Consider the following 15107-nt stretch of genomic DNA (forward strand, 5'->3'; position numbering starts at 1 on the left):
CTTTCAGTGAGGGAGGTCGGACGCGGGCTCGTCGCCGGCGTCAGGCAGGTCGCCGATGTCGGCGGACAGGTCGTCTGCCAGGTCGGCGTCGAGCAGTGAATCGCCGCTGACGGCCACCAGGCGTGCCGGCGCCCGCTTGAACACGTCGGCCAGGGCGCCATTGATGATGCGCTCTTTCAAGACGTCCGTGTCCATCATCAGGTCCAGCAGCGGACCTTCCAGGATGAAGTCGCCGCGCCGCTCGATAAAGCCCAGCTTGGCCAGGGTGCCCAGGTTCATGTCCATGCGCGTCTTCTTGCCCAGCTTGTCGCCGAAGTCGGACAGCAGCGCCTTGTAGGAAATGCCGATCGACGCGTCTTCCGCGCGTGGCAACGGCTTTTCCGTGCCGAACATATCGTTCTGGTCGTCGTCCGCGTGCTGGTGCGTTTCCTGGCGTTCGCGCTTGGGCAGGATGATCTGCGCCCACAGCACTACCAGCAAGGCCACGCCATCGCGCGCCAGGCCGAAATTATTGTTTTGCCACACGTCGCGCGCGCCGAAGATCTTCGGCTCGATAGTGCGCGTCAGGGCCAGGGTGACATGGTCGGCATACACGTTGTCGAGCAGTTTCAGGCCGCAGGCCAGCAGGCGCGCATCGATCTCGGCGCGGAACAGCTCGTCGGACAGCACGCGCTTGACGAGCTTGTCGTCGCGGCGCAGGGTTTGATGCGTGAGCAGGCGCGCAATCAGGATTTGGGAATCGTCATTCATCGGCGGTGCCGCTATCTAAATCAAGTGAAACATTCAGTGAAAGCGAGGCGATCGACATGGCCGCCACGTGGGGGTCGGTCAGTTGGACCATCTCGTCGGTCGGTGTAAAGGTAATCGGCAGACGGGCCAGTTCCGCCGTGGATCCCTGCAAGCTCGCTTCGGACACGTCGCCCAGAAGCGGCAGCATCGAGGCGCGGTACGAGGCCACGGCAAAGCTGGCCGGCAGCAGCGAATCCTGCACGGGCACCGATTTCGGCCCCTCTTCGCCGATGCTGGGGAAATTGCCCAGGCTGGCGAAGTTCGACAGGCGTTCGAGCAAGTCATCGAGTTCAAGCTGCATGGCGGGTCCGTCGCTGATGGTGGTGGGCGCGTCCTCGCCGCTGGGCAGGCCCGTGTTGATGACGCCTGCCGCCCGTTCGGACAGCAGTTCCGTTTCGGCCACGTCGATCATCTCGGCCGGCGTGGAGAACAGGGGCACGACGGGCTGGTCAATGGCGCCTTCGGCCAGGCTGGCCAGGTCGTCATGCAGCAAGAGCCAGCGCTTGATGTCCGTGGTCGACAGGCCCGACTGGCCCAGGTGCACGCGCTGGCGCTCGATCTGGTTCAGGGCGCGCGAAAACATGCCTTGCATGTTCAACAATTTGCTTTGTGCGCGGCCAATCGCCTGCGCCGCCTTGTGCGTGGCGCTGTCCGCGTTTTCGTCGGAAGTAATCGCCACGAGAATCTCGGAACCCTTCTCGACCCAGTCGCACGCCATGTTCCACTTCGCCTGCGCCGTGCGCAAGCGGAACTCGGAACCGGAGGCGATGGCGTCGGAGAACTCTTCCGTCAAGTCCACCAGGCGCCCCAGCAAATGCTGAAGTTGCTCGACCGACACGCCGCCGACGGCTTGCGCGCCCGCCACCTGCGACAGCAGGAAACCCATTTCCGCTTCATCTTCCGTCTGGCCCAGGCCCAGCAGGCTGTCGATGGCGGACAGCACATTGCGCGCCATCGGCGTGACGCGGTACACACCCTGCTGCGCATCCCAGGCCAGCAACTGGTTCGAGCGCAGGCGCAGCAAGACCGTTTCCAGGCTTTCCGGCAACAGATACGCCAGTTTCGTATTGATATCGGCGCGCGTATAGGCGGACGTGGCCGCATCGGACGCGAGTTCGCGCAACACCAGCAGACGCACCAGCACGCCATCGAAACCGCCATGGAACAGGGCCGTAAACACTTGCAGCAGGGGCTGCGCCCGCTTCAAGTGAAATACCTGCTCGATCTCGTCGGCCGAAATATTGGGCTGGAAATGCGCCTGCAAGGAATCGTGATGCTCTTGCTCTGTCTGATTTGCATCCGTAGCCACGGCTGCACTTGCCATTATATCAATCATTCTTTTCCGGATGAGTGTTCAGCGGGCGGCGCTGCGGGCTAACGCGGCGCTGCGGGGCGGGGGCGTCAGTATATCAGTTCTGACATGCAATTTAGCGCATGGGAGGGGGCGGTGCGGACACGGCGCAACACGACCGGTGCGCCGTGCCGGGCCAGGAGGATGAAATGGGGAACCAAACACGGCATGCCTGGCCCCAAACCATTAGTGAACACTTACTTCTTGACGATCTTTTGCAGGGTTTGCTCGACGTAGTCGCCGTCTTCATCGGCGAACGTCACCTTCACCGGATACCATTCCAGCGACGGCGCCAGCCACAGGTCCACTTGCTGGCCCTTCTTGTCCGGCGGCGGCGCCTTGACCAGGTGCACGGCCTCCACCAGACCCTGGCCGGTGGCGACGGTCTCCTGCTTGACGACCTTGAAGGTCCACGGTTCGGCGTCGTGGCGGCCGGCAACGAAGAAGCTCCATTCCGAACCGGGCGTGAATTTTTCGGGCGCGGCGCGCGCCACGCTGACCAGTTGCCAGACGGTGCTGTTGCGGTCCTGCTCGCCGCCTTTCAGCGGATAGCTGTCATCGCCCTCGCTGAAGACGATGGTCTTGCTGTCGCGCTTGAAGGTGGTGGTGGCCGCTTCCTTGCGGAAACGCTTTTCCACGAACTGCGCCGGCGCCAGGCCGAAATCGTCGACCGTGCCTTCGCTGCGCTGCTCGAGGATCTTGCCAAACAGGGCGGCCTTGGTTTCGGCCAGCAGCGAGTACTTGCCGTCGCCGGCGCGCCAGTTGCTGACCGATTCGCCCGACAGCGCAATGCCGCGCTGCTTGGCCTTGATCGAATACACGAGGTCGGCCGATGGCGCCAGCTTGTACGGGCGTTTGATGACGGGATGGTCCACGGGCTCGTCCGCCGCCATGGCGGGCGTCAGGGTGGCGGCCAGCAGGCTGGCAGCCAGGATGCGTTTCAAGGTAGTCAAAGTGGTCATTTATTTTCCTGTGATGTCGGTGCAGCATTTACGGAGATCTTGGTCACGGTTTGCGTGGTCAGCGCCCCGTTCGCTTCGGTATTGCGTATTTGTACCGGATACCATTGCATCGATGGCGCCAGCCAGATATCGAGCTGCGACGAATACGTGCCGGGCTTCGGCGGCCGGCGCAAATGCCAGGTCACCAGCCGCCCCATCTTGGTCTCCAGCTCTTCCTCGCCCACCAGGTGGAAGCGGAACACGGTCGCTTCCTTTTCCTCGCCGACGAGAATGTCGATATTGCCCACCAGCTGGTTGACGTCGGCGCGGCCGATGGCGGCCAGCTGGAACGGCACCGTGGCCTTGTCTTGCACCCCTTCCTGCCATGGCGCCGTGGCCGTCGTGGCCGAAAACGTGATGGCCTTGGCGTCGCGGTTGAAATGCGTGGCCGTTTGCGCGCGGCCCTTGCGTTTCTCCGTGGCCGTGACGGGCACGATGCCGCTGCCATCGATCACGCCTTCGCTGGTCAGCACCAGCAGGTTGATGCGCGTGATCAGCATGCTCAAGCCCACCTCCAGCTTCAGCTGATACGCGTCGCCCCGGTTTTCCCACGCCATCGCGGCCACGCCCTGCCACTTGGTGCCGTCCGCATCGCGCCGGTCCACGTGCAGGTCGAACTGGGCCGACGCGGGCGCATTCGTCTTGTAGTGCCGTGCCTGCTCGACGGGCGGTGGCGGCGGCGCGCTGGCCGGCACGGGTGCCGCTGCCACGGCCGGTGCGGGCGCCGTGATGGCCGGCGCAGCCACCGCGGCCGGCGCGGTCGTGGCCGGGCCTTCCGGCACGTCGCTGACAGGCGCCGTCAACTGCGGCGTTTCGCTCGACGCCAGCTCCGTCAGCGGCGGTGGTGGCGGCGGCCTGGGCTTGGGCACGGGCCGCAGTTCGGGCGGCGGTGGCGGCGGCGCCACCGGCAGGGGCTGGATCGGCTCGGCGATCAAGGCCATGCTGACCACCTGTGCATGATCCTGCCCCAGCGGCACCATGCTGGCATGCGAGGTGAGCCATTCCAGCGCCACGTAATGCAGTGCGCCGATGACCGCAACAAAGATGACGGTACGGCGGCGCGGTGACGAAAAGAAGGAAGCAGGCATCATGAGGCGTAGTGTAACGCTTCCGCCCCGCTTCCCGCTTCTTGCCCGTGCTCAACTCTTAATGTTTTATGTAAGAAAATGTTGGCGGCATTGCGTCAGTTGCAAGCCGATATCTGCTACGCTAAGCCTATCCATCTACCAGGAGATTTCGCATGGCAAACCCGCAAATGCCCCAAATTCCGGGCGCAGCAGTTGTGACCGATACGCTCGACTTCGTCAAAAACCTGTGGGGCAGCATGAGCGTGCCCGGCATGGGCGTGCCTGGCATCACGGCGCCCACCATGTCGGTGGAAGAGCTGGACAAGAAAATCAACGACTTGAAAGCCGTCGAAGCGTGGCTGAACCTCAATACCAGCATGCTGCGCGGCAGTATCCAGGCGCTGGAAGTGCAGCGCGGCACCATCGCCACATTGAAATCGATGGGTGCATCACTGGCGGCGGCCATCACGCAACCGGGTGCCAGCGAGAAAACCGTGTTTGAATCCGTGCCCTACGCTTCCGCGTTTTTCCAGCAAGCCGCGCCTGCGGCGCCTGAACCGAAACCGGCGCCCGCACCTGCGCCCGCACCGGAACCCGCTGCGGCGGAACCCGGCGATGCCGGCAGCCAGTTGGCCAATCCAAGTGCTTGGTGGAATTTGTTACAAGATCAGTTCAAGCAAGCCGTATCGACGGCCATGTCGCCCGATGCGGCCAGTGCGGCAGCGGCCAGCTTTGGCAGCGTGAGCAAAACCAAGCCAGCGGCCAGCAAGCCGGCCAAACCTGCAGAGGCAGGCACGGCAGCCAAGGCCAAGGCCCCGCTGCGCAAGGCGCCCGCGAAGCGCGCGGCACCCAAGGCTAAAGCGCCAGGCAAGGCCTGATGCTGCAAGCCGGCGATATGATCAGGCGATACGATGAATGCGGATCGCCTCGATCATGTTGTCGGCCTGGCGTTTTACGTCACCGATCGTGATCAGGCCTTCGTCGGCCAGCGCCTTGGCGTGCTCGTACGAAGACTGGAATGTTTCCAGCGTGTCTCCCTTGGCGGCGACCGGGCGTACCCAGGCAATACTGCCGACTTTCATTTTTTTGTACACTTCATTGACCACATCACGCATAGTTTCTTCCTTATTGTTGTAAAGCAACTCAAGCACGGGCGAACCCACGCTGGCCCCTAGTTTATCATCCAGCACGCTCGCGCATGGATTTTCCGCCTTTTTCCAGCGCCGGCGGCGCTTTTTCCGCGACCACGACGGCCTCTTCCGGCCCCGGCGGCGGCGTCAGCTGCACCAGTTGCTCCATCAATTGCGCGAAGCGTTGCTGCCCTGGTGCAATTTTGTCTACATACAACAACACTTCCATGGCCTCGGCCGCCAAGTCGGCCTGAAACCCGCGCTGCTGCAGGAAGGACACGATGATTTGCGCGGAATTGAACAGGATGCGCAAATTGTTCGGCAGTTTTTCGCGCGCCGCGCGCATCCAGGCGACCGCTTCGTTGAGCTTGTCCGTCTTCCACAGCAGCACGCCCTTGTTCATCAAGTCCGACGCTTCCTTGCGCGAAGCGATGATCAGGCTGGTGCCTTCGTCGCCCATCTTCGCCTTGTCGAAAATCTTTTGCACTTCGTCCTGCACCACCTGGTTGTCGTGGTTGTTCTTCACCACGTAGCACAGCAGGCCGGCCGGCGCATCCTTGACGCCGACGGCGAACAGCAAGGTGGCCAGTTCCATGCAAATGCTTTTCTCGGGCCGCGCCGGGTCTTCCAGCAGCATGGCTTCGAGCTCGTCGCCGCACTTGCGGGCGCGCCGGTAATCGCCCGTTTCATGGTGCACCATGCCTTCCGTGATCTTCGCGCGCAAACCAATCTGCTCGGGCGAGAATTCGCGCTGTGCCAGCAACAGCCATTGCAGCGCCTCCTTGGCATCCTTCTTCAGGCCGCACACGCGCGCCAGGCCCAGATAGGCGTCCGGCGTCTTCATGACGGAAAACTCGCCGATGGAAATACACTTGCGAAAGGCCTTTTCCGCCATGCTGACATTGCCGACCTTCAAGGCCGCCAGTCCCAGGTTGCGCTGGCGCGGCACGGAATTGGGCGACAGGCGCGCCGCCTTTTCCAGCACGCCGCATGCTTCCTCGTGCTGGCCCATCAACTGGTAGGCGACGGCCATCTGGTCGTAGGCGTCGATGTAATACTTGTTTTCAACGATCACGCCCTGGAAGATCTGCCGCGCCGCCTCGTGTTCGCCGTTATTCATGCGGATCTTGCCCAGACCCGCCTTGGCCCAGCTGTAATCGCGCTCGGCCAGCACTTTCTCGTACACGGCACGGGCCTTTTCCGGTTCCCCGCTCTTCAGCAGCAAACTGGCCTTCATGCGCAGCAGTTCCAGCTCGTGCAGCTTGTTGAGCTCGATCTGCGCGTCGCACAGCTTGGCCGCGCGCAGATAATCCTTTTCCATGCAAGCCTGGTCGATCTCGCGGAATACCTGTTTCTTGTGCCATACGCGGTTCAGCCGCGTCAGCAGCACGCCTTCCGTGATCGGCTTGATCAGGTAGGCGTCGGGCTGGTGCTCGGCCGCGCCCATCACGGATTCCACGCTTTTCTCGGCCGATACCATCAGCCAGACGCTGGACGGCGCCGTCAGATTGCGCACGCGCGTCTCTTCCAGCACTTGCTGGCCATTCTTGCCTTCGCCCAGGTTGTAGTCGCACAGCACCACGTCGTAGCGCGTCTTGGCCAGCAGCTTCATGGCTTCGCCGCCGCTGGCCGCCTGGTCGATATGGCGCGCGCCCAGGTTGCGCAGGGATTCGCGCAGCAGGATGCGGATGCCGATGAAGTCGTCGACCAGCAGATAATGTTTGTCGGCCCAGTCGGTGCTGCCCGCTTCGGCGGCGGTGGCGTGGCTGTCTGTCGTCATGGATTCCTCGTTCAGGGCAGGCGCAGGATGAAACAGCCGCCGCCCAGGGCGCCGCCGTTTTCCAGCGCGATGCTGCCGCTGCTGCCCCTGTGCTTGTGCATCTTTGCCACTTCGCTGGAAAAATACAGACCCAGTCCCGTGCTGTTGGTGGAAAAGTTCACGCCGGCCGCCATGCCATCCATGGCCGCGCTGCCCGCGTCGAGCAAGGCCTGCGTATAACCGTCGCCATTGTCTTCCACGCGCAGCTCGAGCAAGCCATCGGCCTCGCAGACCGACAGGCGGATCGTGTCCTTCGTGTAGCGGATGGCGTTGTTGATGGCGTGCGCGAGCACGCCGATGACCAGGTCTTCATCCAGGGTCCAGATCAGCTCGGGCGGACAGGCCGTCTCCAGCCGGATGCCTTTCGAGGCCAGCAGGATCTTTTCCTGGTCCACCACCTGGTCGACCACCTGGCTGACCAGCTGCGGCTGCACATCGAACGGGTAGCCGGGCTTGCCCACTTCCTTGTACAGGGCCAGCAGCTGGATCAGGTTATCGTTGAGGCGCTTGGTCTGGTACAGCATCTGCGCCATCTGCAGGTAGGCGGGGTCGGCCTGGGGCGAGGGCTTGGCCTGCTCGGCCGCCAGCAGCGACTCCAGGGTGCCGCTGACAACGCTGATCGAGTTTTTCATGTCGTGCACGGTCGACGCCAGGAACAGGAAAAGCTCGGGCGAGCTGTGTTGATCTTCCACCGGATATCTCCTTGGGCCGCAGCTTGAATATTGCCAAGGATAAATTATACCGCCAGCATGCGCGCGCCTGCCAGCCGCGCGTAAAGTCCCTGACTTGACGCAACAATGCCGCCCCCGCTTGCGCAAGGGCGGCATTGGATGGCCAAGCCGGCAAGATCAGCGGCGTGCGGCCGCCAGGCGTTTGACCACGACGATCATGCGGTCGATTTCCTCATACGTATTGTAGAAGGCGAACGATGGCCGCACGGTCGCCTCGACGCCGAAACGGCGCAAAATCGGCTGGGCGCAGTGGTGGCCCGAGCGCACGGCGATGCCCTCGTCGTTCAGGGCCCGCCCCACTTCCGCCGGCTCGTAACCGGCCAGCACGAACGAAGCCACGCTGGCCTTGTCAAACGCCGTGCCGATCAGGCGCACGCCGGGAATGGCCTGCAGGTGGTGCGTGGCGTATTCCAGCAGCGCGTGCTCGTAGGCGGCGATGTTTTCCAGGCCGATGCGCTGCACGTAATCAATGGCAGCGCCCAGGCCCACGGCATCGGCGATATTGCCCGTGCCCGCCTCGAAACGGTTCGGCACGCCCTGGTAGACGGTGCGCTCGAACGTGACGTCGGCGATCATGTTGCCGCCGCCCTGCCATGGCGGCAGCTGCTCCAGCAAGTCCGCCTTGCCATATACGGCGCCGATGCCCGTCGGGCCGAACACCTTGTGGCCCGAGAAGACATAGAAATCCGCGCCCAGCGCCTGCACGTCCACGCGCAAATGCGACACGGCTTGCGCCCCGTCGACCAGCACGCGCACGCCGGCCGCGTGCGCCAGCGCGATGATCTGCGCCACGGGCGTGACCGTCCCCAGCGCGTTCGACACCTGCGTCACGGACACCAGCTTGGTACGCCCGTTGAGCAGCTTGCGGAATTCATCGAGCAGTATCTGCCCGCTGTCGTCGACGGGAATCACGCGCAGGGTCGCGCCCTTTTCCGCCGCCAGTTGCTGCCACGGCACGATGTTGGCGTGATGCTCGAGCTGCGAGACGATGATCTCGTCGCCGCTGCCGATGTATTTGCGGCCAAAGGTGTTGGCGACCAGGTTGATGCCCTCGGTGGCGCCACGCACGAAGATGATTTCATTGGGCGAAGCGGCGCCGAGGAACTGCGCCACCTTGGCGCGTGCCGCTTCATACGCATCGCTGGCGCGCGCCGCCAATGCGTGCGCCGCGCGGTGGATGTTCGAATTTTCGTGCGCATAGAAATACGACACCCGGTCGATCACCGACTGCGGCTTGTGCGTCGTGGCCGCATTGTCGAACCAGGCCAGCGGCTTGCCGTTGACCCGTTCGGCCAGCACGGGAAAATCACGCCGCACGGCATGCACGTCGAACGGCGCCGGCGTCTGGTGCTGGCCAGGCTTCGCCGCCGAAGGCAGCTCGGTCTGGAAATAGAACGCGGGCTGGCTGTTAGCCGGCGATACGGGCAGCTGGCGCGCGGGCGTCTGCTGCGGCGTGGCAAACAGTCCCCGCACATCGTCGGGTGCCGCTTGTCCCAGCCCCTGCTGCGCCAGGCCGTCGAGCTTGCCGTTCGACGCGGGATAGCCATGCGCGCCGCCGACAAAATAATAGGGCGACGGCGCACTCAGGGCGGACAGGCGTGGCGTCGGCACGGAGGCCGGCGCCGGCGCAATCGGCGACTCCAGCGGCGCCGTCACGGGCGGCACCTGCGCCGTCGCCACGCCGGGGGCGATGGCGGCAAACGAAGGGCCGGGCTGCGGCGGCGGCCGGTTCGCATAGCGGGGCGCCGCATCGAGCACGCTGCCGGAACCACCGAGGCTGGGAGATTTATCCACGCCCGGCAGGCGGGCAAAGAATTCACCGGCCAGGCGGTTCAGGGTCGCTTCATCAGGTAAGAACGGGACGGCAGGCAAGCCCGCCGCGCCATCACTTGTAGGTGTCTGGGTAGTCATGGTATTTACCGATCTCCACGTCTTCCAGTACGGCCAGCGCATCGTCGGTCAGCACGGCCAGCGAGCAATACAGCGAAATCAGATAGGACGATATCGCATGGCGGTTGATGCCCATGAAGCGCACGGACAGGCCCGGGCTTTGCTCGCCCGCCAAGCCAGGCTGGAACAGGCCGATCACGCCCTGCCGCTGTTCGCCCGCGCGCAGCAAAATGATTTTCGTCTTGCCGTCTTCGATCGGCAGTTTGTCCGATGGCACCAGCGGCACGCCGCGCCACGTGAGGAACTGGGAGCCGAACAGGCTGACGGTCGGCGGCGGCACGCCGCGGCGCGTGCATTCGCGGCCAAAAGCGGCAATGGCCAGCGGATGCGCGAGGAAAAAGCCCGGCTCCTTCCACACTTTCGTCAGCAGTTCGTCGAGGTCGTCCGGCGTGGGCGCGCCCGTCAGGGTGAAGATGCGCTGGTCGTCGTGCACGCTGGCCAGCAGGCCGTAATCGGGATTGTTGATCAACTCGCTTTCCTGGCGCTCCTTGATCGTCTCGATGGTCAGGCGCAGCTGCTCCTTGATCTGGTCGTGCGGGCTGCTGTACAGGTCCGACACGCGCGTGTGCACGTCGAGCACCGTGCTGACGGCATTGAGGAAATACTCGCGCGGCTGGTCGTCGTAGTCGACGAAGGTTTGCGGCAGTTCCGACTCGTCGCGCTGCGAACAGGCGACGCGCACGTCCTTCGGATTCTTTACGCGGTTCAGGCGGTAGATACCCGCTTCCACGGGCAGCCATTGCAGCAGGTGCACGAGCCAGCGCGGCGTGATCGTGGATAACTGGGGGACGCTCTTGCTTGCATTGGCCAGCTGGCGCGCGGCGTTATCGCCCAGCGCGAACTGGTTCTCTGTTGCTTCTGCCATGACTACTCCTGATGAGAAAAGTGAATATGCTTATCTGAAAAACGAATAAAGTATCGGACGTCTCCCCTCTTCTCTCAACATGCTATCGCCACCAAAACACGCTTAACCAAACCTACTGCGCGTCGCGATTTGCAGCCTGCGATGCTCACTGTGCATTCGCACAGCTGCGCTTCTCGGCCACAACTCACTGCCGCTCGCTACGGTTTTGTTATGCGTTTTACCTGTTTTTAATCCACCAATTCCGGCTCGCAGCGCGCCATCAATCCCGCCAGGCCGATGCCCAGCGCGCCGGCCAGCTTTTCCACCGTCAGCAGCGACGGCGTGGCGGCGCCCCGTTCGATCTCGCCGATGAACGAGCGGTTCAAGTCGGCCGCTTCGGCCAGGCGCTCCTGCGACCAGCCATGCCCTTCGCGCAACTGGCGCACGGCCAGTCCAAACTGTTTGATCAACATGCTGTCCTCATGGGTGGTGGGCAAAAGCGGGGTGGGATGGCGCCGGCAACTCCGGCAACTCCTGCGCCTCCTGCTGGTTATGCGCTTGCGTGACATGGCTGCCGGGCGCCACGCTGCGGGTCAGCCAGACATTGCCGCCGATGACGGAGCCCTGGCCGATGGTCACCCGTCCCAGGATCGTCGCGCCCGCATAAATGACCACGTCGTCCTGCACGATGGGATGGCGCGCCAGTCCCTTTTTCAGCACGCCGTCGGCGCCGGCGGGAAAGCGCTTGGCGCCCAGGGTGACGGCTTGATAAATGCGCACCCGTTCGCCGATGATGGCCGTCTCGCCGATCACCACGCCCGTGCCATGGTCGATGAAAAAACTGCTGCCGATGATGGCGCCCGGGTGGATGTCGATGCCCGTCTGCGAATGGGCCACTTCGGCGATGATGCGCGCCACCAGCGGCGCGCCCAGCGCATACAGGGTGTGCGCCAGGCGGTAGTGGATGATGGCCAGGATGCCCGGATAGCACAGCAGCACCTCATCGACGCTGTGCGCGGCCGGGTCGCCATGGAAGGCGGCCGCCACGTCCGTGTCGAGCTGGGCGCGGATGCGCGGCAGCGCGCGGGCGAAGCGCTGCACGATGGCCAGCGCCTGCTGTTCGATGGAGACCGTCTGCTGCAAGCCATGCTGGCGCGCGTGGTAACTGAGTTCGCGCCGCACCTGTTCGTGCAGCCCCGTCAAGGTCGTGTCGAGCGTATGGCCGACAAAGAAATCCTCGCTCTCCTGCTGCAGGTCGAGAGGGCCCAGGCGCATGGGAAACAGGGCTGCGCACAGGGCTTTGATGATGTCGTGCAAATGCTGGCGCGACGGGAATTCGCGCGCGCCGCACTCCTGATTGCTGGCCAGTCCTTCGCGCCACTGCTCGCGCACGGCGCGCAATTCATCGACGATCTGGCGCAGTTCCCATTGCGGCTGCGCGGCAAGGGAGACAGGGGGAATGGCTCGCTGGTTCATGGTGGTCCCGGGAAGAGAGTTAATCTTGCAGCCAAGGCAGCGCATGCCAGCGCCAGCCACCGCTGTGGCCACGCTGCTGCTGCTCGTCGAGGTCGCCCTCGAAGCCTTGCGCGATATTGAAGACATGCGTGAAACCCGCCTTGGCGGCCGCTTCGGCGGCTGCGGCCGAGCGCTTGCCGCTGCGGCACAGCAGCACCACGACGGCATCCTTGCCGCCCACCTTCGCTTCCAGTTCGCGCGTAAAGCGGGGATTGCGGTTCATGGACGTGCCGGTCGCCCACGCCACGTGCAGCGAGGCCGGCACGTAGCCGACGAAGGTGCGTTCCTCGTTGGTGCGCACGTCGACCAGCACGGCTTTGCCGGCCTGCACCAGCTGCCACGCATCCTGCGCGCTGACGATACCCGCATACGGCAAGCCCTGCGCCTGCGCCTGGGCGCGCGCGAGATTGAGTACTTCGTCAAAGGCCGCCTCGCCGTGCCCGGCGCGGGGATCGAAAATCAGTTCTGCAGCAGCCATCTTTCCACCTCTTTATTCCGTCGTCAAAAACCAGCACGAGTCCACTGTAGCGAACTTATGTTGTTCGGAAAACAAATTAAAAAGAGTTTGGAAAGCTGAAAAACGTATATGGGGTCGGTGTATGGGGTCAGACCCTCACACGCGCTGGCGCCAGGCTTGGCGTCAGCGCGTGTGAGGGTCTGACCCCAGCCCTCGCCTGCCCTGCGCCTACGCTCAAGCAGCGCGGCGGCGTTCGCGAAGTAAAAAACGGGCAGGATCGAGCGCCTCTGCCAACTGACGTTCCAGCGGCAGCGGCTCGCCCTCCAGCTGGCATGCCAGCAGCTCGGCCGCCAGCGGCGCCCAGATCAGGCCGCGCGAGGCATAACCGAGCAAACCAAACAGCCCGGGCCAGCGCGGTACGTCGCGCAGGCGCTCGCAGCGGCCTGGGACGCCGGGGTCGGGCAAGGCGCCCGCCAGCGGCAGGCGGTCCGGCGCCATGCAGCGAAAGCCCGTGCGGCCCGCCAGCGGCGCATCGAACGGGGCGACGCCCAGGATGTCGGCGATCTTCCCGATATTGTCTTCCTGGCTCGATGGGCGCAAGTCGGTGTCCGCGTCGGCATCGTAGCTGGCGCCCACGCAGACGACACCCTGGTGCGCCGGCGTCATGTAGGCTTCGCGGCAGACGACGAACGGCAACGAGGGCAAGCTGCCTTCGGCCAGGTGCGTGACCTGGCCGCGCACGGCGTCCAGCGGCAGGCCCGCCGCCTGCTCGAAATCGACGGCCCCCGTGCCGGCCGCCAGGATGACGGTGGGCGCGGCCGCGATCAAGGTGCCTTGCGCATCGCGCACCAGCCATTCCTCATCGCCACGCTCCAGGCGCAGGGCGCTGCTGGAAAAGCGCCGCGTGAGCGAGGCGCCGCAGGCGTCCAGCATGGCCGCGCAGACGGAAGACGGGCGCGCCCAGCCGCCCTGCTCGAACCACCAGGCACCATCGGGCGCCGGCGCGCCCAGCATGGCGCTCGCCTCGGGCGCTTCCAGCCAGCGGGCGAATTCGCGCGGATACAGGCCACTGGCGGCGATCTGCCGCTGCACCTGCGCATGCGCGCCGTCGCGCGCCAGGTGCAGCACGCCGCTTTGCACACCCTCGATGGCGGCGCCGATGCCGCCCAGGTCTTTCCAGCGGCTCAGCGAGTACAGGTAGGCGGTGCGCACCAGGCGCGTGGCGATATTATCGTCCTTCGACATCAGCGGCATGAAGATGCCGGCCAGGTTGCCCGACGCCTCGCTGGCCGGCTGCGCGTGGCGTTCGATCAAGGTCACCTTCCAGCCGCGCGCGGCCAGCCGTTCGCAGGCGGCCGCGCCGGCCACGCCCGCGCCGATGACGATGGCGCGCCGCTCGGGCACGGTGACGGCCGCGTATTCTTCGCGCCGCGCATAAAACACGGCGCGCAGGCGGCTCTCGTCGAAGACAAACCCATTCTTTTGCAGGGCGGCGCGCTGCGCCTCGTCCAGGTGCACGGCCTGCAGGCGGGCGCCGTCCATCATCAGGCGCGCCAGCACCGGCGTGGCTGCGGGCACCCAGGCCAGGTGTACTTCATCGACGCGCGCCGACAATTGCGCCAGGCAGGCATCGGGCTCGCCGATCAGCACATCGAGCGTGACGAGGCCATCGTGCGACACCATGCGGTGCAGGCCCGGCACGCAGGGCGGCCACTGTGCACGCCACTGCTCGGGCAAGTGGCGCGCATCGACGGGACGCGGCGCCAGCGCGATGTAATGGAGGCGGCGGCCGCCATGCGCCGCACAGGCGGCGCGCAAGCGGGCGCCGTCAAAATCCGTGTCGAGCAGGACGAGAGCGCGGCGCATCAGCGCCCCGCCCGGCAAAAGCAGGTGGGCGCATGGTCATTGACCATGCCGATGCCCTGCATGTAGGCGTAGATGATGGTCGAGCCGACGAACTTGAAACCCCGCTTGAGCAAGTCTTTCGAGAGTTTGTCGGACAAGGCCGTCTTGGCGGGAAACTCGCCCGGCTGCCAGCTGTTGACGATAGGCTGGCCATCGACATACGCCCACAGGAAGCTGTCCAGGGTCTGCCCTTCCGCGCGCAGGCGCAGGTAGGCTTGCGCATTCGTGATGGCGGCCGCCACCTTCAGGCGATTGCGCACGATGCCGGGATCGAGCAGCAGCTGCGCCACCTTGTCCGGGCCATACGCGGCGATTTTTTCAGCATCCCAGCCGTCGAAGGCGGCGCGGTAGGTATCGCGCTTGTTGAGGATGGTTTCCCAGCTCAGGCCCGCCTGCGCGCCTTCCAGGTTCAGCATCTCGAACAGCCGGCGCTCGTCGTGGCAGGGCACGCCCCACTCTGTATCGTGGTAGTCGAGATAACGGGGATTGGCCGGGTTGGCCCAGGCGCAGCGGGTAATATTCATGGTCGTGTTCTTCATGTGCAGGCA

General features: G+C 64.6%; 15 protein-coding genes. 1 reads left to right on the top strand and 14 read right to left on the bottom strand.

Features of this window, described 5'->3' with window-relative positions; all coding sequences use genetic code 11:
- Positions 1 to 3: 3 nt before the first annotated feature.
- The 4 genes from BLT98_RS14495 to BLT98_RS14510 all read right to left on the bottom strand — a co-directional run bounded on the left by BLT98_RS14495 (position 4) and on the right by BLT98_RS14510 (position 4232).
- Positions 4 to 750 (bottom strand): hypothetical protein, encoded by a 747-nt coding sequence (locus BLT98_RS14495; protein ID WP_070257725.1) that lies wholly within the window; start codon positions 748 to 750, stop codon positions 4 to 6.
- Positions 743 to 2113 carry a hypothetical protein gene (locus BLT98_RS14500; protein WP_092608970.1) on the bottom strand — a complete coding sequence of 457 codons (1371 nt, stop codon included), beginning with the start codon at positions 2111 to 2113 and terminating at the stop codon, positions 743 to 745. The genes BLT98_RS14495 and BLT98_RS14500 overlap by 8 nt, the downstream gene beginning before the upstream one ends.
- A 224-nt stretch (positions 2114 to 2337) precedes the next feature.
- The gene (locus BLT98_RS14505) at positions 2338 to 3102 is read right to left on the bottom strand and encodes a DUF3108 domain-containing protein (RefSeq protein WP_070257724.1); all 765 of its coding nucleotides are present in this window, start codon (positions 3100 to 3102) and stop codon (positions 2338 to 2340) included.
- A complete protein-coding gene (locus BLT98_RS14510) occupies positions 3099 to 4232 on the bottom strand; it encodes a DUF3108 domain-containing protein (RefSeq protein WP_244517497.1) in 1134 nt (377 codons plus the stop codon). The genes BLT98_RS14505 and BLT98_RS14510 overlap by 4 nt, the downstream gene beginning before the upstream one ends.
- 149 nt (positions 4233 to 4381) lie before the next feature.
- Between BLT98_RS14510 and BLT98_RS14515 the strand changes: the two genes are divergently transcribed.
- Positions 4382 to 5086 (top strand): PhaM family polyhydroxyalkanoate granule multifunctional regulatory protein, encoded by a 705-nt coding sequence (locus BLT98_RS14515; RefSeq protein ID WP_092608973.1) that lies wholly within the window; start codon positions 4382 to 4384, stop codon positions 5084 to 5086.
- Positions 5087 to 5107: 21 nt separating this feature from the next.
- On the opposite strand, the gene BLT98_RS14520 is transcribed toward BLT98_RS14515, so the two are convergent.
- From BLT98_RS14520 to BLT98_RS14565, 10 genes are all read right to left on the bottom strand, one after another.
- Positions 5108 to 5398: a hypothetical protein gene (locus BLT98_RS14520; RefSeq protein WP_244517498.1), complete on the bottom strand. Its 291-nt coding sequence runs from the start codon at positions 5396 to 5398 to the stop codon at positions 5108 to 5110.
- Positions 5388 to 7118 (bottom strand): response regulator, encoded by a 1731-nt coding sequence (locus BLT98_RS14525; RefSeq protein WP_092608976.1) that lies wholly within the window; start codon positions 7116 to 7118, stop codon positions 5388 to 5390. Before BLT98_RS14525 ends, BLT98_RS14520 begins: the two co-directional genes overlap by 11 nt.
- 11 nt (positions 7119 to 7129) lie before the next feature.
- On the bottom strand, positions 7130 to 7849 hold the full coding sequence (locus tag BLT98_RS14530; RefSeq protein WP_070279002.1) for a sensor histidine kinase: 720 nt from the start codon (positions 7847 to 7849) through the stop codon (positions 7130 to 7132).
- Between the two features lie 156 nt (positions 7850 to 8005).
- The gene (locus BLT98_RS14535; protein ID WP_092608978.1) at positions 8006 to 9799 is read right to left on the bottom strand and encodes a family 2A encapsulin nanocompartment cargo protein cysteine desulfurase; all 1794 of its coding nucleotides are present in this window, start codon (positions 9797 to 9799) and stop codon (positions 8006 to 8008) included.
- Entirely contained in the window at positions 9774 to 10703 is a 930-nt protein-coding gene (locus BLT98_RS14540; RefSeq protein WP_034784363.1) for a family 2A encapsulin nanocompartment shell protein, read from the bottom strand. The genes BLT98_RS14535 and BLT98_RS14540 overlap by 26 nt, the downstream gene beginning before the upstream one ends.
- Positions 10704 to 10930: 227 nt before the next feature.
- A complete protein-coding gene (locus BLT98_RS14545) occupies positions 10931 to 11155 on the bottom strand; it encodes a helix-turn-helix domain-containing protein (protein WP_034784364.1) in 225 nt (74 codons plus the stop codon).
- A 7-nt stretch (positions 11156 to 11162) separates the two neighbouring features.
- Positions 11163 to 12158: a serine O-acetyltransferase EpsC gene (gene epsC / locus BLT98_RS14550; protein ID WP_052140296.1), complete on the bottom strand. Its 996-nt coding sequence runs from the start codon at positions 12156 to 12158 to the stop codon at positions 11163 to 11165.
- Between the two features lie 19 nt (positions 12159 to 12177).
- Positions 12178 to 12675 (bottom strand): rhodanese-like domain-containing protein, encoded by a 498-nt coding sequence (locus BLT98_RS14555; protein WP_080753547.1) that lies wholly within the window; start codon positions 12673 to 12675, stop codon positions 12178 to 12180.
- A gap of 213 nt (positions 12676 to 12888) precedes the next feature.
- On the bottom strand, positions 12889 to 14520 hold the full coding sequence (gene mnmC / locus BLT98_RS14560) for an FAD-dependent 5-carboxymethylaminomethyl-2-thiouridine(34) oxidoreductase MnmC1 (protein ID WP_092609918.1): 1632 nt from the start codon (positions 14518 to 14520) through the stop codon (positions 12889 to 12891).
- A complete protein-coding gene (locus BLT98_RS14565; protein ID WP_034784387.1) occupies positions 14520 to 15083 on the bottom strand; it encodes a DNA-3-methyladenine glycosylase I in 564 nt (187 codons plus the stop codon). Before BLT98_RS14565 ends, mnmC begins: the two co-directional genes overlap by 1 nt.
- Positions 15084 to 15107 lie beyond the last annotated feature (24 nt).

The organism is Janthinobacterium sp. YR213 (assembly GCF_900099875.1).
GTDB classification, from domain to species: Bacteria; Pseudomonadota; Gammaproteobacteria; order Burkholderiales; family Burkholderiaceae_D; genus Janthinobacterium; species Janthinobacterium lividum.

Bases quoted from the DNA above. Each gene is read 5' to 3' on its own strand.
- BLT98_RS14495 (WP_070257725.1), bottom strand. From the start codon at position 750: ATGAATGACGATTCCCAAATCCTGATTGCGCGCCTGCTCACGCATCAA.
- BLT98_RS14500 (WP_092608970.1), bottom strand. From the start codon at position 2,113: ATGGCAAGTGCAGCCGTGGCTACGGATGCAAATCAGACAGAGCAAGAG.
- BLT98_RS14505 (WP_070257724.1), bottom strand. From the start codon at position 3,102: ATGACCACTTTGACTACCTTGAAACGCATCCTGGCTGCCAGCCTGCTG.
- BLT98_RS14510 (WP_244517497.1), bottom strand. From the start codon at position 4,232: ATGATGCCTGCTTCCTTCTTTTCGTCACCGCGCCGCCGTACCGTCATC.
- BLT98_RS14515 (WP_092608973.1), top strand. From the start codon at position 4,382: ATGGCAAACCCGCAAATGCCCCAAATTCCGGGCGCAGCAGTTGTGACC.
- BLT98_RS14525 (WP_092608976.1), bottom strand. From the start codon at position 7,118: ATGACGACAGACAGCCACGCCACCGCCGCCGAAGCGGGCAGCACCGAC.
- BLT98_RS14535 (WP_092608978.1), bottom strand. From the start codon at position 9,799: ATGACTACCCAGACACCTACAAGTGATGGCGCGGCGGGCTTGCCTGCC.
- BLT98_RS14540 (WP_034784363.1), bottom strand. From the start codon at position 10,703: ATGGCAGAAGCAACAGAGAACCAGTTCGCGCTGGGCGATAACGCCGCG.
- BLT98_RS14545 (WP_034784364.1), bottom strand. From the start codon at position 11,155: ATGTTGATCAAACAGTTTGGACTGGCCGTGCGCCAGTTGCGCGAAGGG.
- epsC (WP_052140296.1), bottom strand. From the start codon at position 12,158: ATGAACCAGCGAGCCATTCCCCCTGTCTCCCTTGCCGCGCAGCCGCAA.
- BLT98_RS14555 (WP_080753547.1), bottom strand. From the start codon at position 12,675: ATGGCTGCTGCAGAACTGATTTTCGATCCCCGCGCCGGGCACGGCGAG.
- mnmC (WP_092609918.1), bottom strand. From the start codon at position 14,520: ATGCGCCGCGCTCTCGTCCTGCTCGACACGGATTTTGACGGCGCCCGC.
- BLT98_RS14565 (WP_034784387.1), bottom strand. From the start codon at position 15,083: ATGAATATTACCCGCTGCGCCTGGGCCAACCCGGCCAATCCCCGTTAT.